This is a genomic window from Candidatus Pelagibacter sp. PS_10_02 (genome assembly GCF_059418005.1).
Map to the genome: position 1 here is coordinate 24,509 of NZ_CM182076.1, position 25,098 is coordinate 49,606.

At 28.8% G+C, this 25,098-nt stretch carries 21 protein-coding genes; 14 read left to right on the forward strand and 7 right to left on the reverse strand.

From position 1 onward, the window contains the following. Positions 1–4 precede the first annotated feature (4 nt). Positions 5–892, forward strand: coding sequence for a DMT family transporter (locus AC5SL1_RS00125; protein WP_494586601.1), 888 nt, complete (start codon positions 5–7; stop codon positions 890–892). Here AC5SL1_RS00125 and AC5SL1_RS00130 read toward each other — a convergent pair. Continuing rightward, positions 889–1,656 (reverse strand): undecaprenyl-diphosphate phosphatase, encoded by a 768-nt coding sequence (locus AC5SL1_RS00130; RefSeq protein ID WP_271516842.1) that lies wholly within the window; start codon positions 1,654–1,656, stop codon positions 889–891. The two genes, AC5SL1_RS00125 and AC5SL1_RS00130, sit on opposite strands and share 4 nt — an antisense overlap. 183 nt (positions 1,657–1,839) lie before the next feature. Here AC5SL1_RS00130 and AC5SL1_RS00135 point away from each other — a divergent pair, with 183 nt between their 5' ends. The 3 genes from AC5SL1_RS00135 to AC5SL1_RS00145 are packed head-to-tail and all read left to right on the forward strand — an operon-like array spanning position 1,840 to position 8,667. Continuing rightward, on the forward strand, positions 1,840–3,279 hold the full coding sequence (locus tag AC5SL1_RS00135) for an NAD(P)-dependent oxidoreductase (protein WP_494599663.1): 1,440 nt from the start codon (positions 1,840–1,842) through the stop codon (positions 3,277–3,279). Beyond that, positions 3,279–7,784, forward strand: coding sequence for a glutamate synthase large subunit (gene gltB / locus AC5SL1_RS00140; protein WP_494599665.1), 4,506 nt, complete (start codon positions 3,279–3,281; stop codon positions 7,782–7,784). Before AC5SL1_RS00135 ends, gltB begins: the two co-directional genes overlap by 1 nt. A gap of 1 nt (position 7,785) precedes the next feature. Next, a complete protein-coding gene (locus AC5SL1_RS00145) occupies positions 7,786–8,667 on the forward strand; it encodes an NAD-dependent epimerase/dehydratase family protein (RefSeq protein ID WP_494599667.1) in 882 nt (293 codons plus the stop codon). Here AC5SL1_RS00145 and AC5SL1_RS00150 read toward each other — a convergent pair. Then, positions 8,632–9,387, reverse strand: a complete 756-nt coding sequence (locus AC5SL1_RS00150; RefSeq protein ID WP_494599669.1) for an alpha/beta hydrolase — start codon at positions 9,385–9,387, stop codon at positions 8,632–8,634. The two genes, AC5SL1_RS00145 and AC5SL1_RS00150, sit on opposite strands and share 36 nt — an antisense overlap. 42 nt (positions 9,388–9,429) lie before the next feature. Between AC5SL1_RS00150 and AC5SL1_RS00155 the strand changes: the two genes are divergently transcribed. From AC5SL1_RS00155 to AC5SL1_RS00195, 9 genes are read left to right on the forward strand one after another with little or no spacing between them, the layout of a single operon-like run. Beyond that, positions 9,430–10,584 (forward strand): glycosyltransferase family 4 protein, encoded by a 1,155-nt coding sequence (locus AC5SL1_RS00155; protein ID WP_494599671.1) that lies wholly within the window; start codon positions 9,430–9,432, stop codon positions 10,582–10,584. Continuing rightward, a complete protein-coding gene (thrS, locus tag AC5SL1_RS00160; protein ID WP_494599673.1) occupies positions 10,585–12,501 on the forward strand; it encodes a threonine--tRNA ligase in 1,917 nt (638 codons plus the stop codon). Continuing rightward, complete coding sequence (infC, locus tag AC5SL1_RS00165) at positions 12,502–13,047, forward strand: translation initiation factor IF-3 (protein WP_494586609.1); 546 nt, start codon at positions 12,502–12,504, stop codon at positions 13,045–13,047. Positions 13,048–13,100: 53 nt separating this feature from the next. Beyond that, positions 13,101–13,307 carry a 50S ribosomal protein L35 gene (gene rpmI, locus AC5SL1_RS00170; protein ID WP_168606837.1) on the forward strand — a complete coding sequence of 69 codons (207 nt, stop codon included), beginning with the start codon at positions 13,101–13,103 and terminating at the stop codon, positions 13,305–13,307. Position 13,308: 1 nt separating this feature from the next. Continuing rightward, a complete protein-coding gene (gene rplT / locus AC5SL1_RS00175; protein WP_271516858.1) occupies positions 13,309–13,665 on the forward strand; it encodes a 50S ribosomal protein L20 in 357 nt (118 codons plus the stop codon). 43 nt (positions 13,666–13,708) lie between these two features. Continuing rightward, complete coding sequence (pheS, locus tag AC5SL1_RS00180) at positions 13,709–14,776, forward strand: phenylalanine--tRNA ligase subunit alpha (RefSeq protein ID WP_494573209.1); 1,068 nt, start codon at positions 13,709–13,711, stop codon at positions 14,774–14,776. Then, entirely contained in the window at positions 14,773–17,181 is a 2,409-nt protein-coding gene (pheT, locus tag AC5SL1_RS00185) for a phenylalanine--tRNA ligase subunit beta (protein WP_494599675.1), read from the forward strand. The genes pheS and pheT overlap by 4 nt, the downstream gene beginning before the upstream one ends. A gap of 2 nt (positions 17,182–17,183) precedes the next feature. Next, entirely contained in the window at positions 17,184–18,995 is a 1,812-nt protein-coding gene (gene lepA, locus AC5SL1_RS00190; RefSeq protein WP_494599677.1) for a translation elongation factor 4, read from the forward strand. Next, a complete protein-coding gene (locus AC5SL1_RS00195) occupies positions 18,992–19,807 on the forward strand; it encodes a hypothetical protein (protein ID WP_494591940.1) in 816 nt (271 codons plus the stop codon). The genes lepA and AC5SL1_RS00195 overlap by 4 nt, the downstream gene beginning before the upstream one ends. On the opposite strand, the gene AC5SL1_RS00200 is transcribed toward AC5SL1_RS00195, so the two are convergent. Continuing rightward, positions 19,804–20,556, reverse strand: a complete 753-nt coding sequence (locus AC5SL1_RS00200) for an FkbM family methyltransferase (RefSeq protein WP_494591942.1) — start codon at positions 20,554–20,556, stop codon at positions 19,804–19,806. The genes AC5SL1_RS00195 and AC5SL1_RS00200 overlap by 4 nt on opposite strands. Positions 20,557–20,625: 69 nt before the next feature. On the opposite strand from AC5SL1_RS00200, the gene AC5SL1_RS00205 reads away from it, so the two are divergent. Continuing rightward, positions 20,626–21,432 (forward strand): DUF4422 domain-containing protein, encoded by an 807-nt coding sequence (locus AC5SL1_RS00205; RefSeq protein WP_494591944.1) that lies wholly within the window; start codon positions 20,626–20,628, stop codon positions 21,430–21,432. Position 21,433: 1 nt separating this feature from the next. Here AC5SL1_RS00205 and AC5SL1_RS00210 read toward each other — a convergent pair whose 3' ends face one another. Genes AC5SL1_RS00210 through AC5SL1_RS00225 form a run of 4 tightly spaced genes read right to left on the reverse strand, consistent with a single transcriptional unit; the run spans position 21,434 to position 25,096 of the window. Next, a complete protein-coding gene (locus AC5SL1_RS00210; RefSeq protein ID WP_494599679.1) occupies positions 21,434–22,543 on the reverse strand; it encodes a DegT/DnrJ/EryC1/StrS family aminotransferase in 1,110 nt (369 codons plus the stop codon). Positions 22,544–22,569: 26 nt separating this feature from the next. Next, positions 22,570–23,769 carry a class I SAM-dependent methyltransferase gene (locus tag AC5SL1_RS00215; RefSeq protein WP_494599681.1) on the reverse strand — a complete coding sequence of 400 codons (1,200 nt, stop codon included), beginning with the start codon at positions 23,767–23,769 and terminating at the stop codon, positions 22,570–22,572. Beyond that, the gene (locus tag AC5SL1_RS00220) at positions 23,769–24,695 is read right to left on the reverse strand and encodes an SDR family oxidoreductase (protein WP_494599683.1); all 927 of its coding nucleotides are present in this window, start codon (positions 24,693–24,695) and stop codon (positions 23,769–23,771) included. Before AC5SL1_RS00220 ends, AC5SL1_RS00215 begins: the two co-directional genes overlap by 1 nt. Next, complete coding sequence (locus AC5SL1_RS00225) at positions 24,692–25,096, reverse strand: sugar 3,4-ketoisomerase (protein ID WP_494599685.1); 405 nt, start codon at positions 25,094–25,096, stop codon at positions 24,692–24,694. The genes AC5SL1_RS00220 and AC5SL1_RS00225 overlap by 4 nt, the downstream gene beginning before the upstream one ends. Positions 25,097–25,098 lie beyond the last annotated feature (2 nt).

Here is a 25,098-nt window from a genome sequence, read left to right on the forward strand (position 1 = left end):
CTTCATGTCAAAAACAGCCTCATTATTTAGTGCATTACTTTGCACATTGATATGGGGAACAACTTTTATTGCCCAAGATACAGGAATGGACGATATTGGTCCTTTTACATTTAATGCAGTAAGATTTTTTGTCGGATTTTTAGCAGTAACACCTTTAGCCTTTATTTTTGAAAGAAAAAATATTTCAAAATCTTTAAAAAAAGATAAAAAACAATTTATCAATTTAGCAGTATTAATAGGATTTTCATTATTTTTAGGTTCAGCTCTTCAACAAGTGGCATTGATGTATACTGATGTGGCAAATGCTGCTTTTTTTACGATTTTTTATGTACCATTGGTCCCAGTTATAGTTTTTTTGATATACAAAAAACCAATTCATTGGAGCATATGGCCCTCAGTCATTCTTTGTGTAATAGGAGGATATTTATTAACTAATTTTTATAGTGCGACAGTCAGAATTGGTGACACATTAGTAATATTGGGTGCTTTTTTCTGGAGTACTCACATTATATTTACTGGAAAGATTATAGAAAATTATAATTTACCTTTAACGATTGGGGCAATACAAACTTTAATTGTTGCGTTTTTATCTTTAATTATAGGATTATATTTTGAAGATTTTATTTGGTCAAATATTTTAAAAGAAAAATTTCAAATTTTATATGCAGGTATTTTATCAGGTGGACTTGCATTTGTTTTGCAGATTTATGCACAAAAAAATATTTCTCCTGCACCATCTGCTATAATCTTTTCTCTTGAAGGTGTTTTTGCAACAATAGCTGCATGGATCTTATTAGATCAAATTTTAGATATTAATAATCTTTTTGGATGTTTATTCATTTTATTTGGAGTTTTATTTTCACAACTAGCCCCAATAGTTAAAAAGAATTAATTATAAATTATTAAAAGTAAAATTATTCCAACTATAACTCTATAAATTATAAAAATATTTAAAGAAAATTTATTAATGTACTTTAAAAAAAACTTTACTGTAAAATAAGAAAATAAAAAAGACAATGTTATTGCTATAAAGACTAGATAATTAATTTCAAAACTTTGTCCAATGATATCTTTTAAATTTAAAACGCTTGCTCCAGCCAATGCGGGTATAGCTAGTAAAAAAGAAATTTTACTAGAATCAAACCTATTAAATCTTAAAAACCTTGAAGCTGTCATTGTAATTCCTGCTCTGCTCACTCCTGGAATTAATGCTAAAATTTGAAAACAACCAATATATAAAACTATTTTTAAATTAAGATTAGAAGAAATTTTTTTATCAAATTTACATTTATCAGCAAAATATAAAATAATTCCAAATATTAAAGTAGTCCAGGCAATTATTTTAATATCCCGTAAAAAATAAATTAGACCTGTTTTATACAAAACATAACCAACTATTATTAGTGGCATAGACCCAAAAACTATTAATAATAATAATTTTTGATTATGTTTAATGTTAAATAATTCTTCTCTAAAAAAAAAGATAATTGCCATTAGTGAACCAAGATGTAAACTTACATCTATTAGCAAAGAGCTCGATTTAAAATCATATAAAGTAGAAACAACAATTAAGTGTGCAGAAGAACTAATTGGCAAAAACTCTGATACACCTTGAATTAAAGATAAAATTATAATTTCAATTAAATTTGTGAGCATTAAAAGCTTCGTAGCTTAAATAATCTTTAAATAAAACAATTCGATTTAAACATATTAGATATGCAAAAAGTATAATAAGCCTAGTAATCAACGCATAATAAAAATTATAAGTCAGTATATATGACCTTATTTCTCTTTTTTAAAAGAAAATCCTAATATAATATACATTTTGGAATAAAAAATATGTCAGATAAAATGCTAAAATTTGTAGATATAGGTCAACAAACACCACCTAAAAGAGAAGTTGATAATAGAAAAAAAGATTTTAATGAAATTTATAAAGAATTTATAAATGAAAGAGCTAGTGAACAATCAAGCAGGTGCTCTCAATGTGGAGTTCCATTTTGCCAAGTACATTGTCCATTAAGCAATAATATTCCAGATTGGTTAAAACTGACAGCAGAAGGAAGATTAAAAGAAGCATATGAACTGTCACAAAGTACAAATAATATGCCAGAAGTTTGTGGAAGAATTTGCCCACAAGACAGACTATGTGAAGGAAACTGTGTAATTGAGCAATCAGGTCATGGCACTGTAACTATTGGATCAATTGAAAAATATATAACAGATAATGCATGGGAGCAAGGATGGGTACATCCGATAAAGGTTAATAATGAAAAAAATCAAAGTGTCGGAATTATAGGAGCAGGTCCAGCTGGTTTAGCAGCGGCAGAACAACTTCGTAAACTAGGCTATCAGATTACTGTATATGACAGATACGATAGGGCAGGTGGATTATTGATTTATGGTATACCAAATTTTAAATTAGAAAAATTCGTAGTGGAAAGACGAACTAAATTATTAGAAGAAGGTGGAATTAATTTTATCCAAAATTTTGAAGTTGGTAAAGATACAAGTTTAGATCAATTAAGAAAAAAACACGATGCATTATTAATTGCTACTGGTGTTTATAAAGCTCGTGAGATTGAATTACCAGGAAATGATTTAGGAAATATTTTTCCTGCAATGGAATTTTTAACAGCTTCAAATAAAAAAGGATTAGGTGATAAGGTAGAATTATTTGATAATGGAACTTTAAATGCTGAAGGAAAAGATGTTGTTGTAATTGGTGGAGGCGATACAGCAATGGATTGTGTAAGAACTTCAATTAGACAAAAAGCTAAATCAGTAAAATGTTTGTATAGAAGAGACAAAGAAAACATGCCTGGATCAGCTAGAGAAGTAGCTAATGCAGAGGAGGAAGGTGTTGAATTTGTTTGGTTATCAAGTCCAAAAGAATTTTTAGGTACAAATAAAGTTGAAGAATTGGTTGTAAATAAAATTAAACTTGGCGAAGCAGATGAAAGTGGAAGAAGAAAGCCAGAAATACAAAAAGATTCAAATTTTAATATTAAAGCAGATATTGTTATTAAGGCATTGGGGTTTGATCCAGAGGACTTACCCAAACTTTTTGGTTCAGATGATTTGCAAGTTACCAAATGGGGAACATTAAAAACTGATTTTGATACAATGGAAACTAGTTTGTCAGGTGTTTTTGCTGCTGGTGATATAGTAAGAGGAGCCTCTCTTGTTGTATGGGCAATCAAGGATGGAAGAGATGCTGCAGCATCCATAAAAAAATTTCTTGAAAGCAAAGAAATCAAAAAAGAAATGGTTGCTTAGTGAAAAATTATAAAAAAAACCTCAAAATACTTGAAGAAGGACATGTTTATTCAAAAGAGATGGAGCATGATGCTTGTGGAGTAGGTTTAATTGCTTCTACAGAAGGAAAAAAATCAAGAAAAGTAGTTGAATATGGAATTAATGCTTTAAAAGCTGTTTGGCATAGAGGTGCAGTCGATGCTGATGGCAAGACAGGAGATGGAGCTGGGATACATATAGAAATTCCATCTGATTTTTTTGCTGAAAAAATTGAAATTACAGGCCACGATCATGATGGATCTGAAATTTGTGTTGGAATGATATTTTTACCAAGAAATAATTATGAAGCTCAAGAAAATGCAAGAACAGTCGTTGAAAGCGAATTAACAAAAAGTAACTTTAGTATCTACGGATGGAGACAAGTACCTGTAAATCCAAAAGTTCTAGGAGAAAAAGCAAATCTTACTAGGCCAGAAATTACGCAGGTTTTATTTAAACATAATGATAAAAATTTAACTGAAAAAGAATTAGAGAGAAAAATTTACGAAACTAGAAGAAAAATTGAAAAGGAAGCAATTAAAAATGCAATTAAAGATTTTTACATTTGCTCGTTAAGCTCAAAATCAATTATCTATAAAGGAATGTTTTTAGCAGAATCAATTGCAGACTTTTATGAAGATTTAAAAGATGAAAGATTTATTTCTAGATTTGCAATATTTCATCAAAGATTTTCTACAAACACAGCACCAAGTTGGGATCTGGCTCAACCTTTTAGAGCAATAGCTCATAATGGTGAGATCAATACACTTAAAGGAAACTTCAATTGGATGAAAGTCCATGAGCAAGAAATGGATAGCCCATTATTTGATGATATGGAAAACTTAAAGCCTGTTATTTCACCAGGGTCATCAGACTCAGCTTCTCTTGATAGTGTATTTGAATTATTAAATATTTCAGGTCAATCAGCACCACTTGCGAAATTAATGTTAATTCCTGATGCTTGGTCTAAAAAAAGCAAAACACTTCCAAAGGATCATTTACAATTATTTAACTTCTTAAATAGTACAATGGAGCCATGGGATGGTCCTGCAGCAATTGCAGCAACAGATAATGAATGGGCCATAGTAGCTACCGATAGAAATGGTTTACGGCCAATGAGATATACAATTACTAAAGATAGAATATTGTGTGCCGGGTCTGAAACAGGAATGGTTGAGATCGATGAGAAAAAAATAGTTAAAAAGGGTAGATTAGGACCTGGTGAAATAATTGGTGTTAGAATTGCTAAAGGTAAAGTATTTACCAATGTAGAAATTAAAGATTATTTAGCTAAAGAATTTAAACATTTTAATAATCAAATTATTGATTTAGATAAAAAATTTCCAATTAAGAATGAAAAATCTATCTTTTCAGGAGACGAACTTAGAAAAAGACAGCATGCTTTTGGATATAGTTTAGAGGATTTAGAGCTTATTCTTCATCCCATGGCCGAAGATGGCAAAGAGGCCATTGGTTCAATGGGTGATGATACGCCTTTAGCGGTATTGTCTGATAGGTATAGACCTCTTTATCATTTTTTTAGACAAAATTTTAGCCAAGTAACAAATCCACCAATTGACTCTCTTAGAGAAAATAAAGTTATGAGTTTAAAAACTCGTTTTGGTAATCTTGGAAATATATTGGATTTTACTAACTTAATTAAAGAAAATATATATGTTTTAGACAGTCCTATTTTATCTAATTCACAATTAGATAAGTTTATAAATTTTTTTGGTCAAAATTCTAAAACCATCGACTGTACTTTTTCAAAAGATGAAAATCTAGATAGTGCCATTGAAAAAATTCAAAGGGAGTCTGAAATATCTGCTAGGCAGGGCCTAACTCAACTTGTGCTAAGTGATAAAAATATTTCAAATGAAAGGTTGCCAATTCCAATGCTTTTAAGCGTTGGAGCAGTTAATACACATCTTATTAAAAAAAAATTAAGAGGTTATGTGTCTATTAATGCTCAAACAGGAGAGGCCCTAGATACACATTCATTTGCAACTCTTATAGGAGTAGGAGCTACCACAGTTAACCCATATCTAGCATTAGATAGTCTATACCAAAGATTTGAAAAAAAATTATTTGGTAAATATGGATATGATGAATGCATAGAAAGATATGTGCAATCAGTAAATTATGGACTCTTGAAGATTATGTCGAAGATGGGAATTTCAGTCATCAGTTCTTATCGAGGGGGATGTAATTTTGAGACAGTTGGTTTAAGTAGGACAGTGGCATCAGCATATTTTCCTGGTGTTCTATCAAAAATTTCAGGCATAGGTTTAATTGGAATAGAAAAAAAATTAAGAACAATTCATAAAGAAGCTTTTGAAAGTACAGATTCTGTACTACCTATTGGTGGCATATACAGGTATAGAAAAAATGGTGAAGTACATCAATATCAAGGCAAGCTAATACATTTATTACAAAGTGCTGTCTCATCTAATTCATATGAGGCATATAAAAAATATGCAGAAGGAATTTATAACCTACCACCTATTCATCTTAGAGATTTAATTGGTTTTAAAACTAAAAATTTAAAATCACCTATTCAAGTCTCAGAAGTTGAGCCAATTGAAAATATATTAACTAGATTTGGAAGTGGGAGCATGTCTCATGGAGCATTATCAAAAGAGGCTCATGAAACTTTAGCTATAGGAATGAATAGAATTAAAGGTGCATCTTGTAGTGGAGAAGGTGGAGAAGATGAAAAAAGATTTGTAAAAATGCAAAATGGAGATAGTGCAAATTCAAGAGTAAAACAAATTGCATCAGCTAGATTTGGAGTAACCTTAAAATATTTAAATAACTGTAATGAAATAGAAATTAAAATTGCACAAGGAGCAAAGCCTGGAGAGGGAGGACAATTACCTGGATTTAAAGTTACAAAAGAGATAGCTAAATTAAGACATTCAACACCTGGAGTAACATTAATATCACCTCCCCCTCATCATGATATTTATTCAATAGAGGATTTAGCACAACTAATTTATGATTTAAAGCAAGCAAATCCCAAAGCAAGAGTTGGAGTAAAATTAGTAGCATCTTCAGGAATTGGAACAATAGCAGCCGGTGTTGCAAAAGCTAAAGCCGATATAATTTTAATCTCAGGACACAATGGTGGCACAGGTGCAACACCTCAAACAAGTGTTAAATATGTAGGTATACCTTGGGAAATGGGATTGACAGAAGCCAATCAGGTTCTAACTTTAAATAATTTAAGACATAAAGTTACATTAAGAACAGATGGGGGAATTAAAACCGGAAGAGATGTGGTTATTGCAGCTATGATGGGTGCAGAAGAGTATGGAGTAGCAACTACAGCACTTGTGGCAATGGGATGTATAATGGTTAGACAATGTCATTCAAATACATGCCCAGTCGGAGTTTGTACTCAGGATGAAAAACTAAGAGAAAAATTTACAGGCACTCCTGATAAAGTAGTGAATTTATTTAGATTTATTGGTGAAGAAGTAAGAGAAATTTTAGCAGAATTAGGGTTTAAATCTTTAAATGAGGTAATTGGCAGAACTGACTTATTGCGTCAGATCAGTAAAGCATCACCCAATCTTGATGATTTAGATTTAAATCCACTTTTTGTTCAAACAGATGCTGGAGATAATACAAGATATTGCACAACACCAGAAATAAATGAAGTTCCAGATACTTTGGATCAAGAGATTTTATCTGAAATAAAAGATAAGATAGGAAAAGTAAAAGTTTTAGAAAAAGAATTTATTATTAAAAATATACACAGAACTGTTGGAACTAGAATTTCCAATCACTTATACGAAAAATATGGATCAGAAGCTTTAGAGGAAAATTTTTTAACTTTAAATTTTAAGGGAACAGCAGGACAATCTTTTGGAGCCTTCGGTATAAAAGGACTGAAACTCATTTTAAAAGGAGATGCAAATGATTATGTTGGTAAAGGACTTTCAGGAGCAACAATAGTTGTTAAACTTCCAGATGAAAGTAATCTTGCTTCATATGAAAATACAATAATTGGAAATACGGTTTTATATGGAGCAACTTCAGGCAAGCTTTTTGCAGCTGGTCAAGCAGGAGAGAGGTATGCTGTTAGAAATTCAGGTTCAGTATCAGTTATTGAGGGTTGCGATTCTAATGCATGTGAATATATGACAGGGGGAACAGTAGTTGTTTTGGGTGATGTTGGAGACAACTTCGGGGCAGGTATGACGGGAGGTATGGCTTTCGTTTATAATATTAATAATGAATTTGATAAAAAAGCTAATCCAGAAAGTATAATTTGGCAAACGCCGGAAACAGAATACTGGATTAATTATTTAAAAGGATTAGTCAAAGAGCATCATATTGAGACAAATTCAAATTTATCTAAAAAGATAATTGAAAATTTTGATCAAGAAATTTCTAACTTTATTCAAATTTGTCCAAAAGAAATGATTGATAAACTTGAAAACCCTTTAAGCATAAAACCCATTATAAAAGAAGTAAGTTAAAGTGAAGGAAATAAATATTTTTTGTTTTGGTTTTGGCCAAGTAGCAAAAAATTTTATTAAAAAATTAAGTACAGAGAACTACAAACTTAATTTATCAGTAACTTCTAGGTTAGAATCATCAAAAAAAATCTCTAATGGTATTGAATATAATAATTATTTTTTTGATGATAAAAAATTTGATAGAGATTTATTAATTAAATTAAATCAAGCAACTCATATCTTAATTTCTATACCTCCAATTAATAAAGAAGATATTGTTTTAAAAAATTTTTCCGAATTCATTAAAAATTCAAAAGTAAAATGGATAACTTATTTATCTTCAACTAGTGTTTATGGAGATCATAAAGGAGAATGGGTAAATGAAAGTAGTGAAACAAACCCATTTACAGATAAGGGTTTGGCAAGACTTGAATCAGAAAATTCTTGGATCTCATTTGCTAAAAATAATGAATTGCCGATTCAAATCTTTAGGTTGTCAGGAATTTATTCTAATGAAAAAAATACTCTTTCACGCTTAAAATCAAGTGAAGTAAATATAATTAATAAAACAGATCACTACTTTTCAAGAATTCATGTAGTGGATATTGCAAACTTTTTATTTGCTTCAATTTTTAAATTTAAATCAGGAGAAATATATAATCTAGCAGATGATAAACCCTCATCCTCTGAGGAAATTATATTATATGCAGCAAAATTGTTAGGAATTAAAAATGTTAAAAAAATTGAAGTAGATGAAATAAAAAGTGAAATGTTAAAAAATTTTTACAAAGAGTCAAAAAAAGTGAGTAATGAAAAAATTAAAGATTATTTTAATTACAAATTAAAGTTTCCAAGTTACGTAGAGGGCTTAAGCTATATTAGAGACAATTTTATTAAGTTCTAAAATTATTTTTTTCAGCCCCTTTTTTGTTGAAAGGCTGTGATCACCATCTTTAATTATTACTAATTTCTTTTTTGCATTAGTAAATATTTTTAAAACTTTTTTTGAATATATTTTTGGAACAACCTCATCTTTACTTCCGTGGATCATCACAACGTCTATAAAGGATTTTATTTTTTTGTTTAAAATTCTATTTTTTCTTCCATCTTTTATTAACTGATAAGTAATTGGATATTCATAAGTGCCATGTTTTAAATGATAAATTCCATTTTTAATTGTTTCTTTTTTCATTGGTTTGGAGAACTTTTTCCACATTAGGTTTTGTAAAAATTCTGGAGCTGAACCAATGCCTAAAAAACCTTTAATTTGATTTCCAAAAAATTTAAATTGGTTAAGTGAAAGCCATGCACCCATACTTGAACCTACTAAGATAAATGGATTTTTACCTACTATTTTTTTTATAGTTATTTTTACTTCTCTAGTCCACTTGCTGATATTGCCATCTGTAAATTTACCAGTTGATTTTCCATGACCTGAGTATTCAAGTGCAAGAAAACCCAGTTTGTTATTTTTGGTATATTTAAAAATAGCATGTGGTTTTTCACCCTCAATATTTGACATAAAACCGTGTAGAAAAACAACGTATAAGTTTTTCCTATAATTATTGGTAAGATATCTTATTTGTTTGTTATTTGAAATTTTGAGATATTTAAATTTATTCATATCAGTTTATTAGAGTTCATTCTTAATATATAGTTCTATCAAATGTCTTCAAAATTAAAAGTTTTGCAAGTAATACCAAAGCTTGGATATGGTGGGGCAGAAACAGGTTGTTATGATCTTGCACACTACCTACCAGAAAATAATTGCACTTCTTATATTGTTACTAGTGGAGGGGAGTTATTAAAATTCATAGATAAAAAAAAAGTTAAATTAATTAAACTTCCTGTACATAGTAAGAATCCATTATTAATAATTTTTAATTCTATAGCTTTAATCTTTATTATTTTGTTAAATAATATTTCGATAGTGCACGCAAGAAGCCGTGCACCAGCGTGGTCATGCTTAATTGCAACCAAAATAACTAGAAGAAAATTTGTTACCACATTTCATGGAACATATAATTTTAATAATTCAATTAAAAAATTTTACAATTCAGTAATGGTTAGATCAGATTTAATTATAGCAGGTTCCAATTTTATTTTTTCACACATCAGTCATAATTATAAAAAGTATCTTAATGTAAAAAAAAAATTTTTAGTAATATTTAGAGGAATTAATGTAGATTACTTTGATCCTTCTACAACTTTAGAAGACCAGGAAAACAAACTTATTTCTCAATGGGAATTAACTAGAGGTAAAAAAATAATATTAATGCCTGGTCGTTTAACCTCATGGAAGGGACAGGAGATTTTTATTGAAGCATTAAACCTTGCTAACAAAAAATTAGGCTTTCAATCATTTTATGCCGTCATTCTTGGAAGTGACCAGGGAAGAGATATTTATGCAAAAAAAATAAAAAGATTAGCAGAGCAACATAGACTAACAGGCCAATTAAAATTTATAGAACATTGTAAAAATATGCCACTTGCATATAAAATATCTAGTTTAGTTGTTTCAGCTTCTATAGAGCCAGAGGCCTTTGGTAGGGTTGCAGTTGAGGCTCAATCAATGGAAAAGCCAATAATAGCGAGCGATATAGGTGGATCTAATGAAACAATCATTGATAAAAAAACAGGTTTTTTATTTAAATCTAGTGATCCAGAATCTTTATCTAAAAAAATAGTAGAAGTTTTACAATTAGATGAATCTAGATTGAAATCTATTGGTATAGAAGGTAGAAAAAATATAATTAAGAAATTTAATGTTGAAAAAATGTGTTTTTCTACATATTCAGAATACAAAAAATTATTAAATTAAATGCCATTAATTACATTACCAGATGGAAACACTTTAGATTTTCCAAATAAAGTAACAGGTCTTGAGGTTGCAGAAAAGATTAGCAAGTCTTTATCTAAGCAAGCAAGCATAATTAGTGTAAATGATGAGCTTAAAGATTTAAGTCACGTTATAGATAAAGATTGTACAATTAAAATTTTTACATCCAAAGATAAAGAAGGCCTAGAAACCATTAGGCATGATACAGCTCATATAACAGCAATGGCAGTTCAGGAACTTTTTCCAGGAACACAAGTGACCATAGGACCAATTATTGAAAATGGTTTTTATTATGATTTTTCCAGAAAAGAAGCTTTTACAGAAGAAGATTTAAAAAAAATTGAAAATAAAATGAGAGAGATTGTTGACAGAGATGTTCCAACGACAAGAGAGGTTTGGAATAGAGATAAAGCAATATCTCATTTTAAAGAGATTGGAGAGGTGTATAAAGCTGAAATTATTGAAAGTATTCCCAAGGGAGAAGATGTTTCTATATATTTTCACGGTGATTGGCATGATTTATGTAGGGGTCCACATTTACCTTCAACAGGAAAAATTGGAAAATATTTTAAATTAACTAAAGTATCAGGAGCTTATTGGAGAGGAGACTCCAATAATGAAATGTTACAAAGAATTTATGGAACAAGTTGGGCTTCACAAAAAGATTTAGATGAATATTTAAAAAGAATAGAAGAAGCAGAAAAAAGAGATCACAGAAAATTAGGAAAGGAAATGGACTTATTTCATTTTAGAGAAGAGAGCCCAGGATCAGTTTTTTGGCATGAAAAAGGTTGGAAATTATTTCAAAAATTAGTTGCTTATATGAGGGGAAGACAAGAGAAAGCTGGTTATAAGGAAGTAAATACTCCAGAAGTTTTAGACAGAGCTCTTTGGGAAAAATCTGGCCATTGGGAAAAGTATGGTGAACACATGTATACATCTGAGACACCAGATGAAAAAGTATTTGCTATTAAACCAATGAATTGTCCAGGTCATGTACAGGTTTTTAATCAAGGTTTAAAGAGCTATAGAGATCTTCCATTAAGGATTTCAGAATTTGGAAAGGTTCATAGATATGAACCTTCAGGAGCCTTACATGGTCTATTAAGAGTTAGAGCTTTTACTCAGGATGATGCACATATATTTTGTACTGAGGATCAAATTACTGAAGAATGCTTAATAGTTACTAATTTAATTTTAGATATTTACAAAGATCTCGGATTTAAAAATGTAATATTAAAATATTCAGATAGGCCTGATTTAAGAGTTGGTGATGACAATGTTTGGGACAAAGCAGAGAAAGCTTTATTAGATGCTGTGAAAGCATCAAAACTTGAATATACAATTAACAAAGGTGAAGGAGCATTTTATGGTCCAAAAATTGAATTTGTTCTAAGAGATGCCATTGGTAGAGATTGGCAATGTGGAACATTGCAGGTTGATCTTAATTTACCTGGAAGATTAGATGCTTCTTTTGTTGATAAAGATGGAACAAAAAAAATACCTGTGATGTTACATAGGGCTTTGTTTGGTTCTTTAGAAAGATTTATAGGAATTCTAATAGAAAATTATGCTGGAAAATTTCCTTTTTGGATAGCTCCTTTACAAGTTGTTGTAATTCCAATCTCGGAGGAGTTTGATAACTATGCAAAAGAAGTAAATGAAAAAATTAGAGAAGCTGGTATGAGCTCTGAAGTTGATTTAAAAAATCATAATTTAAATTATAAAATTAGAGAACATTCTTTATCAAAAATACCACTTTTATTGATTTGTGGTAAAAAAGAAGTTGACAGTAACTCAGTAACGATTAGAAGATTGGATACTAACAAACAAGAAAATATGGTATTAAACTTATTTTTAAAAACTTTCTCAGCTTTAAACAAAGCATCTTCAAACTAAGTGGCAGATTTTAAACAAAATTATTTTCAAAGAAGAACTAAAGATAAAGGACCTAAGTCTAATAATAGAATTACGGCTCCAGAAGTACAAGTAATTGGAAGTGACGGAGAAAATATTGGAATAATAAATACTAACGAAGCCATTTCAATGGCTAAAGAACAAGGCTTAGATCTAATCGAGATAGCTCCAAATGCTAAACCACCTGTATGTAAAATTATCGACATGGGTAAATTTAAGTATGATGCTCAAAAAAAAGCTAACGTTGCAAAGAAAAAACAAAAAATTGTTTTGTTGAAAGAGATCAAAATGAGACCTGTTACAGAGACTCATGATTATGATTTTAAAGTTAAAAATGCTAAAAAATTTATTGGTAAAGGTGATAAAGTAAAATTTACAATAAGATTTAAAGGTAGAGAGCTGCAGCACTCACATCTAGGTAGGGAATTAATGGACAAGATAAAAGCTGATATGCAAGATATTGGCAAAGTAGAGCTACACCCAAAATTTGATGGGAAGCAAATGATTATGGTTATTCAGCCTTTATAGGCCTTAATAGAGGTTGTAAATCTATGACAATATTTGTATAAGACCGCAGAATTATGCCTAAATTAAAAACAAAAAGTTCAGCAAAAAAAAGATTTAAAATCTCTGCTACAGGTAAAGTTATGATGGCTCAGGCTGGAAAAAGACATGGCATGATTAAAAGAACAAATTCACAAATTAGAAAATTAAGAGGCACAACTACTATGTCAAAACAGGATGGCAAAATAGTTAAATCATATATGCCTTACAGTTTAAGAGGATAATATGGCAAGAGTTAAAAGAGGTGTCACAAGTCATGCGAAACATAAAAAAGTTTTAAAAGCTGTAAAAGGTCAGTGGGGAAGAAGAAAAAGTACAATAAGAGTTGCAAAGCAAGCTATGGAAAAAGCTATGCAGTATGCATACAGAGACCGTAGAACAAAAAAAAGAGAATTTAAATCATTATGGATTCAAAGGATTAACGCAGGTGTTAGATCTGAGGGCTTAACATATTCAAAATTTATTAATGGTTTAACAAAATGTGGCATTAAGCTAGATAGAAAAATATTAGCTGAAATAGCATACGATAGTCCAGAAGCCTTTAAAACTATTGTTCAAAAGGCTCAATCAGCACTAAATTAATCTTCACTATTGTTTTTCTTCGGTGAAGAAATAATCTCTCAATATGTCTGATATTAAAAAAATTAAAGATGATTTTCTTTTAAAGCTAAAAGGTAATTTAGACCTTAATCAAGTTAATCAAATCAAGACAGATTTATTTGGCAAAGCTGGTCTAATTAGTTCTCAATTTAAAATGCTGGGAAAGGTAGCTGAAGAAGAAAGAAAGAAATTTGCATCAGACTTAAATCAGGTAAAAGATGAACTACAAAATTTAATATCCGAAAAAATTGATGATATTGAAACAAAAGAAATTAATCAAAAACTTGAAAAAGAAAAAGTAGATATAACTTTACCAGAGAGACCCTTCACACAGGGAAAGATACACCCAGTGTCACAGGTTATAGATGAAATTTCCTCAATCTTTTCAGAAATTGGATTTAGTGTTGAAGAAGGACCAGATATTGAAAATGAATATAATAATTTTACAGCATTAAATACGCCTGACAATCATCCAGCAAGAGATATGCATGACACTTTCTATTTAGATGATAAAAAAGAATTATTGTTAAGGACCCATACTTCTCCAGTACAAATTAGAACAATGTTAAATGATAAACCGCCTTTTAAAATAATAGCACCAGGTAGAACGTATAGGTCTGATAGTGATCAAACTCATGCGCCTATGTTCCATCAAGTAGAAGGACTACATATTGATAAAGATATTAACATGGGTCATCTAAAAGGATGCTTAAATTATTTTATTAAAGAGTTTTTTGAAGTTGATAAGATAAAAATGAGATTTAGACCTAGTCATTTTCCATTTACAGAACCTTCAGCTGAAGTTGATATTGGTTATGAAATTAAAGATGGAAAAATAGTTATTGGAGAAGGTGACAAATGGCTTGAAGTTTTGGGATGTGGAATGGTTCACCCAAATGTTTTAAGAAATGTGAAGGTAAATCCTGATGAGTTTCAAGGTTATGCATTTGGAATAGGTATAGATAGATTGGCAATGCTTAAGTATGGCATAAATGACTTAAGAGCCTTTTTTGATTGTGACTATAGATGGTTAAATCACTTTGGATTTGATCCAATAGATGTACCAACAAATTATAGAGGCCTAAGTAGATGAAGATTACAACTAACTGGCTCAAAGAACATTTAGACACAAAATTAAATGAAAACGAAATTATAGATAAACTTACAGATATTGGTTTAGAAGTAGAAAGTGTAGATAAGCAATCAGGTGAGCTTGATGCATTCATAGTAGCTAAAATTTTAAAGGCAGAAAAACATCCAGATGCAGATAGACTAAAAGTATGCGATGTTGATATAGGCTCGGGTAATCCTGTAAAAGTAGTCTGTGGTGCACCAAATGCAAAAGAAGGATTGTTAACAATTTATGCTCCACCAGGTGCAGTAATCCCAAAAAATCAAATGAAGTTAGTGGTAAGCAAAATAAGAGGAGTTACCTCATCAGGGATGCTTTGTTCAGAGTCTGAGTTAAATTTATCAGAAGAAAGTGATGGTATTACAGAGCTTTCAACAAAAAAATATGAAAAAAAAATTGGTAAAAATTATTTTCCAAAAAATGATTTAAATGTAATTGATATTTCTATAACCCCTAATAGAGCAGATTGTTTAGGAGTGAGTGGTATAGCAAGAGATTTAGCAGCAGCTGGAGCTGGCAAACTAATAAAGAAAAAAGAGCAAAAATTAAAAAAAAAAGGAAAACAAACTGTTAATGTTAAAATTTTAAATGAAAAAGGTCAGGCTTGTACATCATTTGGCAGTTGTTTAATTAAAGGTGTAAAAAATACAGAAAGTCCTGATTGGTTAAAAGAAAAGATAATATCTCTCGGTCAAAAACCTATATCTGCAATAGTTGATATTACAAATTATGTAATGATTGATTTAAATAGACCTTTGCACGCATATGATGTCGATAAAATTGATAAACAAATAATTGTTAGAAATTCAAAAAAAGGTGAAAAATTTGAGGCACTAGATAATAAAGAGTACGAATTAGAAAGTGATATGTGTGTAATTTCTGATAGTTCAGGCGTATTAGGTCTTGGTGGTATAATAGGTGGAACTAGAACAGGAACAGAGTTTGATACAAAAAATGTATTAATTGAGTCAGCGTATTTTAATCCAAGATCAATTAGAAAGTCTTCTAAAATTTTAAATATAGATACTGATGCAAAATTTAGATTTGAAAGAGGTATTGATCCGCTATCCATAGAGCAAGGTCTTGAAAAAGCAGCTAGATTAATTAAAGAAATTTGTGGTGGAGAAATAAGTGAATTCGATATCCAAAAAACAGAAAAAACAAAAAACAGCAATATAAAATTTAATCCTGTTTTATTTGAAAAAATTACTGGATTTAATATTGCAAAAAAAGAAATGAAACAAATTTTAGAAAATTTAGGATTTGAAGTTAAAAAAACTAAAAACTTTTTTGATTTGATAATTCCACCATGGAGACCTGATATTTCCCAAGAAGTTGATGTGGTAGAAGAGTTGGTGAGAATTAAAGGCTATGATCAAATTAAAATGATTGAGCCTGAAAAGAATAGAGCTAGAGACACATTAAATTCAAAACAAAAACTATTTCATTTTTTACAAAGATCTATAGCTTCTAAGGGGTATCTAGAAGCAATAACTTGGTCTTTTACAGACAGCAAGATTAATCAATTATTTTTAGAAAAAAATAAAGAAATCAAAATAGTTAATCCCATTAGTTCAGATTTAAATGTATTAAGGTCTTCAATCTTTTCAAATTTGATTATTCATTTAGACAAGAATTTAGGAAGAGGATTTAAGGATTTATCAATATTTGAGATTGGCCCTACTTTTCAAGGAAGCCAACCAGGTGAACAACAGACAGTAATTAGTGGCTTAAGGTCAGGTAAATTGACTAGACAGAGTTGGATTGAAAAAGAAAGGTTAGTTGATGTTTTTGATGTAAAAAGAGATGTTATTCAAAGTTTAGTTGAAGCGGGATTTAATAAAGATAAATTTTATATAGATGATGAGACACCTAATTATTATCACCCAGGAAAATCAGGAAGAGTTTTCTTAAACAAAGATAAAGAAAAGGTAATAGCTTTTTTTGGTGATATTCATCCAAAGATTTTAAAGAAATTAGATATTAAATCAGAAGCTTTAGTTGGTTTTGAAATCTTTTTAGACAATATTAAACATCCTAAAAAATCATTAAAAGATCAAAAAACTCAATATAAATATTCAGATTTTCAAAAATCAGAAAGAGACTTTGCTTTTGTGTTAGATAAAAATTTTAAAGCACAGGAACTAATAGATATTATATCTAATGTAGATAAAGAATTAATAAAATCAGTTAAAATTTTTGATGTTTATGAGGGTTCAAATATTCCAGAAAATAAAAAATCAATTGCACTTAATGTAACTATCCAATCTTTAGAAAAAACATTAAATGAAGAAGATCTTAATAAAATTAATCAACTTATTATATCAGCTGTAGAAACAAAAACTGACGCAAAGATTAGATCATAGTTATGGCAAAAATTGATCATATAAGAAACTTTGCAATTATTGCACATATTGATCATGGCAAATCTACCATTGCGGATAGAATAATACACAGTTGTGGAGGACTTACTGAAAGAGAAATGAAGGCTCAAGTATTAGATTCAATGGACATAGAAAGGGAAAGAGGGATTACAATTAAAGCCCAAACAGTAAAACTTAATTATAAATCTAAGGATAATAAAGATTATATCTTGAATATAATTGATACACCAGGTCATGTTGATTTTAGTTATGAGGTTAGCAGATCTTTATATGCGTGTGAAGGATCCATATTGATTGTTGATAGTACACAAGGTGTCGAAGCACAAACGCTAGCAAATGTTTATCAAGCACTTGATATAAACCATGAGATTGTACCTGTTCTAAACAAAATTGATTTACCAGCTTCAGATTTAGAAAAAACAAAAAAACAAATAGAGGAAGTAATCGGTATTGATACTGAAAATGCTATTCCTTGTTCAGGAAAAACAGGTGAAGGTATTAATGAAATTCTGGAACAAATTATTGTATCATTACCAGCTCCAGAGGGAGAAAAAGATGCAGATTTAAAGTGTTTATTAGTTGATAGTTGGTATGACACTTATCTAGGTGTAGTTATTTTAGTCAGAGTCATTGATGGAAAAATTTATAAAAATATGAAGATAAAAATGATGTCAACAAATCAAGAATATATTATTGAAAAAGTTGGTGTCTTTACTCCTAAAGCAACTGATATGAAAGAGTTAAATGCAGGTGAAATAGGTTTCATAACAACAGGAATAAAAGTTTTATCTGAAACAAAAGTTGGGGATACCATTTGTGACGCAACTAAACCATTGCAAGAAGCACTTCCCGGATTTAAACCAAGTAAGCCAGTTGTATTTTGTGGATTGTTTCCAGTCGATAGTTCTGAGTATCAAAAACTTAAAGACGGGTTAGGTAAATTACAATTAAATGATGCAAGTTTTTCTTTTGAGGCAGAGTCTTCATCGGCCTTAGGATTGGGTTTTAGGTGTGGTTTTTTAGGTTTATTGCATTTAGAAATAATTACAGAGAGACTTGAAAGAGAATTTGATATAAATTTATTAACAACTACACCAGGTGTAGTTTACAAAGTCCATATGAATAAAGGAGAGGTTATAGAACTTCAAAACCCCTCTAGTTTACCTGATCCAACACTAATTAAGTTTATTGAAGAGCCTTGGATTAAAGCAACAATAATAACTCCAGATCAATATTTGGGGGCAATTATAAAAGTTTGCCAAGATAAAAGAGGTGTACAAACAAATTTAAGTTATTCTGGTAATAGGGCTGTTTTAAATTATGAAATACCTTTAAACGAAGTTGTTTTTGATTTTAATGATAGACTTAAGTCGATGACCAGTGGATATGCTAGTTTTGACTATGAAATTATAGGTCACAGAGAAGGTGATTTAGTAAAACTGGGAATTTTAGTAAACGCTGAGCCAGTTGATGCATTGTCTATGATGGTTCATAAAGATTTTGCACAAACTGTTGGAAGAGAGGTATGTGAAAAATTAAAAGATTTAATTCCTCGTCATAATTTTATGATTCCAGTACAGGCTGCTATTGGTGGAAAGATTATAGCAAGAGAGACAATTAAAGGATTTAAAAAAGATGTATTAACTAAAATTCATGGTGGGGGTGCCAGAGATCGAAAGAGAAAATTATTAGACAAGCAAAAAAAAGGAAAAGCCAGAGGGAAGCAATTTGGTAAAGTAGAAATCCCTCAGGAAGCCTTCATAGGAGTTCTAAAGATTAATAAAGATAGCTTATGAAAATTTACGATTGTTTTTCATATTGGGATGAAGATTTATTGTTGGATTTGAGACTAAATATCTTAAATGAATATGTAGACTATTTTGTAATAGTTGAAGGAAACAAAACATGGCAGAATAATCCTAAAAAATTGAGATTTAATATAGATAAATTTCCAAATTTTAAAAAAAAAATAATATATGTCCCAGTAGAGGATATGCCAGATGGTGATGATCCTTACCTAAGAGAAAATTTTCAAAGGAATGCTATATTAAGAGGACTTATATCTTCGTCAGAAAATGATTTGGTTATTATTTCAGATTTGGATGAAATACCAAATCCAGATTCAATACAAAAATTTAAAAAAGAAATGCGTTATGCTGCTTTTAAACAAAATCATTATTATTATAAAATAAATTTACAAAGTACAAAAAATCCTTACTGGTATGGAAGTAGAATATGTATTCAAAAGTTTTTGAAATCTCCACAGTGGTTAAGAAATTTAAAATTTAAAAAAAGACCCTTTTGGAGAATTGATAAAATTAGATTAAACAATATTATTGAAAATGGTGGTTGGCATTTTTGTAATTTAAAAAGTGCAGAACAACTTCTTTATAAATATAAAAATTTATGTGAAACAAATGACCCTTACCACTTTAAAGAAAAAATAGACGATAAATATTTAGCATTAGATGAAATAAAAAAAAGAATTAATACTGGTCAAGATATAATTGGAAGAAATGAAATATATAAAGTTAAAACATTAGACAGTTCTTTCCCTAAAAAAATAATTGAAAATAAAGACTTCTTCAAAGAATGGATTATTGATTAAATAAATTTAATATATTTAACTGCATCTTCTGGGTAGCAAAGCAAATTTTCATTAATTGAAAATAATTTATATTCGTTTTCTTCAAGAATTTGAATTAGTGATTCAAAAATTATATTTTTAATATGTATAAACTCTAAAATAATAACTGGTTTCATATTTGTAGTCATTAGAAAGTCAATTATGATTTTACCATCATAGCCTTCGGCATCGACATATAATAAATCTAGTGATTTTAATTGATATTTTGTTATTAAATCTTTCATATTGATTGATGAAACATTTTCACAAACTATATGTCTATTTTTAACACCATGTTTCAATAAGTGCTCTTTATTAAAAGAAGTGATCCCTGGTATGTGGTTATCATAATTTTTAACATATTTTTCATTAACTTTATAAAGGAAAGAGATTTCATCATTTACTGAAATAGCAGAATTTTCAAAAGAAATAAAATCACAATCTTTATAATTTTTCTTTAGCTTTTCATAATTTTCTTTAATTGGCTCAACCAATATACTTTTTGTTTTATGTTTTTTTATATAGCTATTTAATATATCAAAACGGATACCATCATTTGCTCCTATTTGTATTAAGTTACTTATTTTCTTTTCTTCAAATAGTGTATCTAGCAAACTATCAATTTTTAGATATGATTTGTTTGAAATTAGTCTTTCATTTTTTATTATTTCTTTTTCAATAAGCTTGTAACCAATCACCCCTAAAATTTTTTTTAATATTTTATTTTTCATTATAAAATGACAATATACTTTTATATGTTAAAAGTTATATAAAATATAAAATTTACTAAAAAAATTTATATGAAAAATTTAAAAATGTATTGTGTAACCAATAAGGTTATAAATTTTTTAGATAGTACTAATTATAATATAGGTTGGGTAGGACATGAAAATCCTCCTAAAAATTATATTTTATGCAATTCAAAAGATAACATTTTCTCTAAAGAAAAGTATTACTCAGAGCTGACTTTCCAATATTGGTATTGGAAAAATATTATAGATATACAGGAAGACAATTGGATTGGGTTTTGTCAAAAAAGAAGATTTTGGATTAATAAAAATTCTATAAATAATGAAATAGAAAAAAATTCTTTTTCAAATCAAGTGTTACAATCTGTTCCAGACGAGTGGGACGGTTTTGACTCAGTAATTTGTGAACCAATATATGTAAATAATGTAAAAAAGATGAAAATGATAAAAAGAGGCTTTAAGTCTATTATAAAAGATCCCTCAATTTTCTTTAATAAAAAAAAACAATCATTAACTTTTCATTTTGATATGCATCATGGGTATGGCAACCTAAATAAAGCAATTAATCTGTTAAATAAGGAAGATAGAAAAGACTTTTTTGATTATTGTAATGAATCTATTTCATACAACCCTCACATAATGTTTATAGCAAAGCCTAATATAGTTAATACATGGTTTGAGGCCTTATTCCCTTGGCTTTTAAGATGTGAAAAAGAATTTGGATTTAAAAACTTGCAGGGATATGATACACAAAGATTATATGCATATTTAGCTGAACGTTACTTATCTTTTTGGTTTAACAAATATACTAAAACAATACATTGGCCTTGGAAATTTTTTGATACAACTCAAAATTAAATTAAATTCTATTTAATATATTGATAATTTTTTTTACTTTTGAGTCTTCTAGTGTTGGATATATTGGTAAAGAAAAAATTTTTTTTGAAAACTTTTCTGTATTTTTGAGTCTAGAGTAAGTGCTATTTTTATAGGCTAACATTTTATGTAAAGGATAAGGATACTGAATACCGAGTTGGATTTTATTTTCTTTCATTATTTTTAAAATTAAATCTCTATTTTTAGATGCAACAACATATAGATGGTAAACGTGCTTATTATTTTGGTTTACATAAGGTTTAATAATTTTAGAATTAATAATTCCACTGTTATACATTTCCGCAATTTTTTTTCTTCTTTTAATAAATGTATTTAAATATTTAATTTTAATGTTTAATATTGCCGCCTGAATTTCACTAAGCCTTGAGTTTGTTCCATTTTCTACAGCAAAATATTTTTTATTCCACCATTTACGACTATTCATTTGTTCCATTCCATAGAATCTTAATCTTCTAATTTTCAGGTATAGATTTTTATCATTGGTAGTAACAAAGCCTCCATCTCCATAAGATCCAAGTATTTTAGTTGGGTAAAATGAAAAACAGCCAGTAACACCTAAAGTTCCTACTTTCTTACTTTTATATGTAGCACCTTGCGCCTGAGCACAATCCTCAATTATTTTTAAGTTATATTTTTTTCCAATCTTTAATATCTTGTCCATTTCACAAGATTGTCCATATAAGTGAACAGGGATAATTGCTTTAGTTTTTTTTGTAATTGATTTTTCAATTTTATCAATATCAATTAGGTAATCATTGCCAACATCAATGAATTTAACAGATGCACCAGTGTTTATAATTGCTGCAACAGTAGGTATGGCTGTGTTAGCTACAGTTATGACTTCATCATTTTTTCCAATATTTAATGCTTTTAATGATAAATAAATAGCATCAGTACCACTCCCAACTGCAACACCATATTTAGATTTATTAGTTTTTAAAAAATTTTTTTCAAATTTTTCTAACTCATTACCAAAAAATAAATTTCCACTTTTTAAGACCTTATCTATTGTCTTAAGAATATTATTTTTTAAATAATTATACTCATTCTTGTATTCCCAGGATTTAATCATTTGTATGGAGCTCTTTATAATTTTAATTAGATTTTAACATGGGAAATCCATTTAGTATTTTTTTTTATAAACTTTTCTTCTTTAGCAAAAATTTCAGTTTTATGATTCCATGCAAATAAGTAGGCAATATCAGCATTATCTTTCCTAAACTGATCTACAGAAACTATAGGAATATGCATACCAGGAGAGTATTTGCCGATCTTTTCTATTGTTGTATCACAAATATATTCAATCATCTCTGGCCCAATTTTACAATAATTTAAAATAGTTGTACTTTTTGAAGTTGCAGCGTAACCAACAATTCTTTTACCCTCACAAATTAATTTATTTATTGTATTGTTAAGTTCAATTCTTGAATCTTCACAGTTTTTTTTAAATATCAAGCAAGATTCAATATTATCTAGATTATTACTTTTTTCTTCATCTAGTATTTTTTGCACATTCAAACTAGTTACTCTTTGTTTTTTTCTAGAAATAACATATCTCATTGATCCCCCATGTGTTTCTTGCTTAATCAAATCTATTAGCTCCATATCAAATAAATCAAAAATCTTTTGTACAGATGTTCCCGAAAACATAAATATATGTTCATCATAAATTTGATCATAGGATGTTTTTTTAAACATTGAACCAAGGTAAGGTTCTTCAAAAACAAATACACCATCCTTCGACAATAGCTTATCTATAGTTTTTATAAGATCAATTAAATCTGGAATATGACAAATAACATTTGCAGCAAAAATAACATCTGTTTGTCCAACAAAATCTTTAATTAAATCTAATGAGCCTAGATTAAAGAAACTATTAATTGTTTTAATCCCATTATTGTTTGCTAACTGCGCCACATTACTTGATGGTTCAAAACCAATATAATCTAAATTAGTATCTTTAAAATTATCTAAAAAAGTTCCATCATTTGAACCAATCTCAACTATTTTTGATTGTTTTTTAATATAATTTTTTTTTAAAAAATTTGCATAATTTTGGAAATGCAATTTCATGGCTTCAGAACTTCCTGTAAAAAAAGGGTACTTACTGTTAAACATTTGTTCTGGTGTGGGGTGATCTTTCAGTTGAAAAAGTGAACATTTTTCTGAGAAACCAATTTCCATATCAAAAAAAAATTCTTGATTGAATTCATTTTTACTTAAAAAACCATTTGCAATTGGCATCTTCCCAAATGACATGAATGGTTTAATGGGTAATTTTGTTATTTTACATTTCATTACTTAATGTTTTTAAACAAATTTAATGTATCCGCAACATCTCTATCTAGGTTAGAATTAAGAAAAAGGCCTCTATTAGATAGTTTTTTTTTATCCACATGGTATGAAAGCTGATTCATAATAGCAGAATTAACATAGCTAATTTTAATATTCTTTTTTAATTTTTTTATTTTATTTATTATTTGATTAACAGTGAAGTTATTTGAAACAACATTATAAATGTCATTTTCAAAGAAATTTTCATCTATACAAAACTTAAATAATTCGAAGGCATCCTCTAATGATAAATAGGGTCTATATTGATGAAGAGCAGTTTTATATACTTTAATTTTTTCCCCAATCCCAGCATTTAAACAAAAACTATTCACCGCTGTATGAAATCTTATACCCCTTGACACACCAGCAATAGTTCCAAATCTAAAAGTGTTATATTTTATTGATTTTGTATTTTTTTTGAGGATATTTTCCTCCATTATTTTAATCTTAGCGTAAGGACTTTGTGGTTTTAGGTATTTTTTTTCACAAGTTTCATCAACAAGGTCTGTTTGTTTACCATAAACACTGGTTGAAGAAAGGTGAACTAGTTTAGCGTTGGTTTTTTCACAAAATTTTATAACAGTTTTTAAACAATTTAGATTGTTTGAAAACATCTCTTTTTCTTTGCCGAAACTTTTTTCAGCATTAGTCATAGATGCAAAATGAAAAACTATACTAATACCTTTAAACTGATCTAATGACCGTATGTCATTTAGATCTTTAAGGTAAAACTCAACTTTATTTTTTTTATTGGTATTGAATAAAGAATTAAATCTGTTTGATTTTAAATTATCAATCAAAATAGCTTTTTTAACTTTTTTAATTTTATATAAATTTTCGACAAAGTATGATCCGATATGTCCACATGCTCCTGTAATCAATATTTTCATTTACTTGCCTCAATTTTTTTGAACTCAGAGTACTTTTCTATATAGTCCTGAAATTCGTATTCTCTATCACAGATAATCATTACAATTCCATTTGTTGATAGAAATTTTAATCTACACCAATACAAATTCGGTACTAAAATTCCTTTATTATTTTTAGAATCTAAAATAATTTTTTTATCTTTACCATTTTTTTTTATAAATAAGATAATCTTACCTAAAATTGGAATAAAAAGCTGTTTACATTTTTTGTGCGCATGATCTCCTCTATGGTTATTTTTTTTACCATAAATATAAAAAATTCTTTTTACTTTTATAGGAAATTTACTATCAAAATTTAGTGGCACTAATTTTCCACTCTTTTTAGTAAAAGATTTTAGTTTTATAATTTCAACTTTATTCATTT

Coding starts and splice junctions, on each gene's coding strand:
- AC5SL1_RS00125 (WP_494586601.1), top strand. CDS start 5: ATGTCAAAAACAGCCTCATTATTTAGTGCATTACTTTGCACATTGATA.
- AC5SL1_RS00130 (WP_271516842.1), bottom strand. CDS start 1,656: ATGCTCACAAATTTAATTGAAATTATAATTTTATCTTTAATTCAAGGT.
- AC5SL1_RS00135 (WP_494599663.1), top strand. CDS start 1,840: ATGTCAGATAAAATGCTAAAATTTGTAGATATAGGTCAACAAACACCA.
- AC5SL1_RS00150 (WP_494599669.1), bottom strand. CDS start 9,387: ATGAATAAATTTAAATATCTCAAAATTTCAAATAACAAACAAATAAGA.
- AC5SL1_RS00155 (WP_494599671.1), top strand. CDS start 9,430: ATGTCTTCAAAATTAAAAGTTTTGCAAGTAATACCAAAGCTTGGATAT.
- thrS (WP_494599673.1), top strand. CDS start 10,585: ATGCCATTAATTACATTACCAGATGGAAACACTTTAGATTTTCCAAAT.
- rpmI (WP_168606837.1), top strand. CDS start 13,101: ATGCCTAAATTAAAAACAAAAAGTTCAGCAAAAAAAAGATTTAAAATC.
- rplT (WP_271516858.1), top strand. CDS start 13,309: ATGGCAAGAGTTAAAAGAGGTGTCACAAGTCATGCGAAACATAAAAAA.
- pheS (WP_494573209.1), top strand. CDS start 13,709: ATGTCTGATATTAAAAAAATTAAAGATGATTTTCTTTTAAAGCTAAAA.
- pheT (WP_494599675.1), top strand. CDS start 14,773: ATGAAGATTACAACTAACTGGCTCAAAGAACATTTAGACACAAAATTA.
- lepA (WP_494599677.1), top strand. CDS start 17,184: ATGGCAAAAATTGATCATATAAGAAACTTTGCAATTATTGCACATATT.
- AC5SL1_RS00195 (WP_494591940.1), top strand. CDS start 18,992: ATGAAAATTTACGATTGTTTTTCATATTGGGATGAAGATTTATTGTTG.
- AC5SL1_RS00200 (WP_494591942.1), bottom strand. CDS start 20,556: ATGAAAAATAAAATATTAAAAAAAATTTTAGGGGTGATTGGTTACAAG.
- AC5SL1_RS00205 (WP_494591944.1), top strand. CDS start 20,626: ATGAAAAATTTAAAAATGTATTGTGTAACCAATAAGGTTATAAATTTT.
- AC5SL1_RS00210 (WP_494599679.1), bottom strand. CDS start 22,543: ATGATTAAATCCTGGGAATACAAGAATGAGTATAATTATTTAAAAAAT.
- AC5SL1_RS00215 (WP_494599681.1), bottom strand. CDS start 23,769: ATGAAATGTAAAATAACAAAATTACCCATTAAACCATTCATGTCATTT.
- AC5SL1_RS00220 (WP_494599683.1), bottom strand. CDS start 24,695: ATGAAAATATTGATTACAGGAGCATGTGGACATATCGGATCATACTTT.
- AC5SL1_RS00225 (WP_494599685.1), bottom strand. CDS start 25,096: ATGAATAAAGTTGAAATTATAAAACTAAAATCTTTTACTAAAAAGAGT.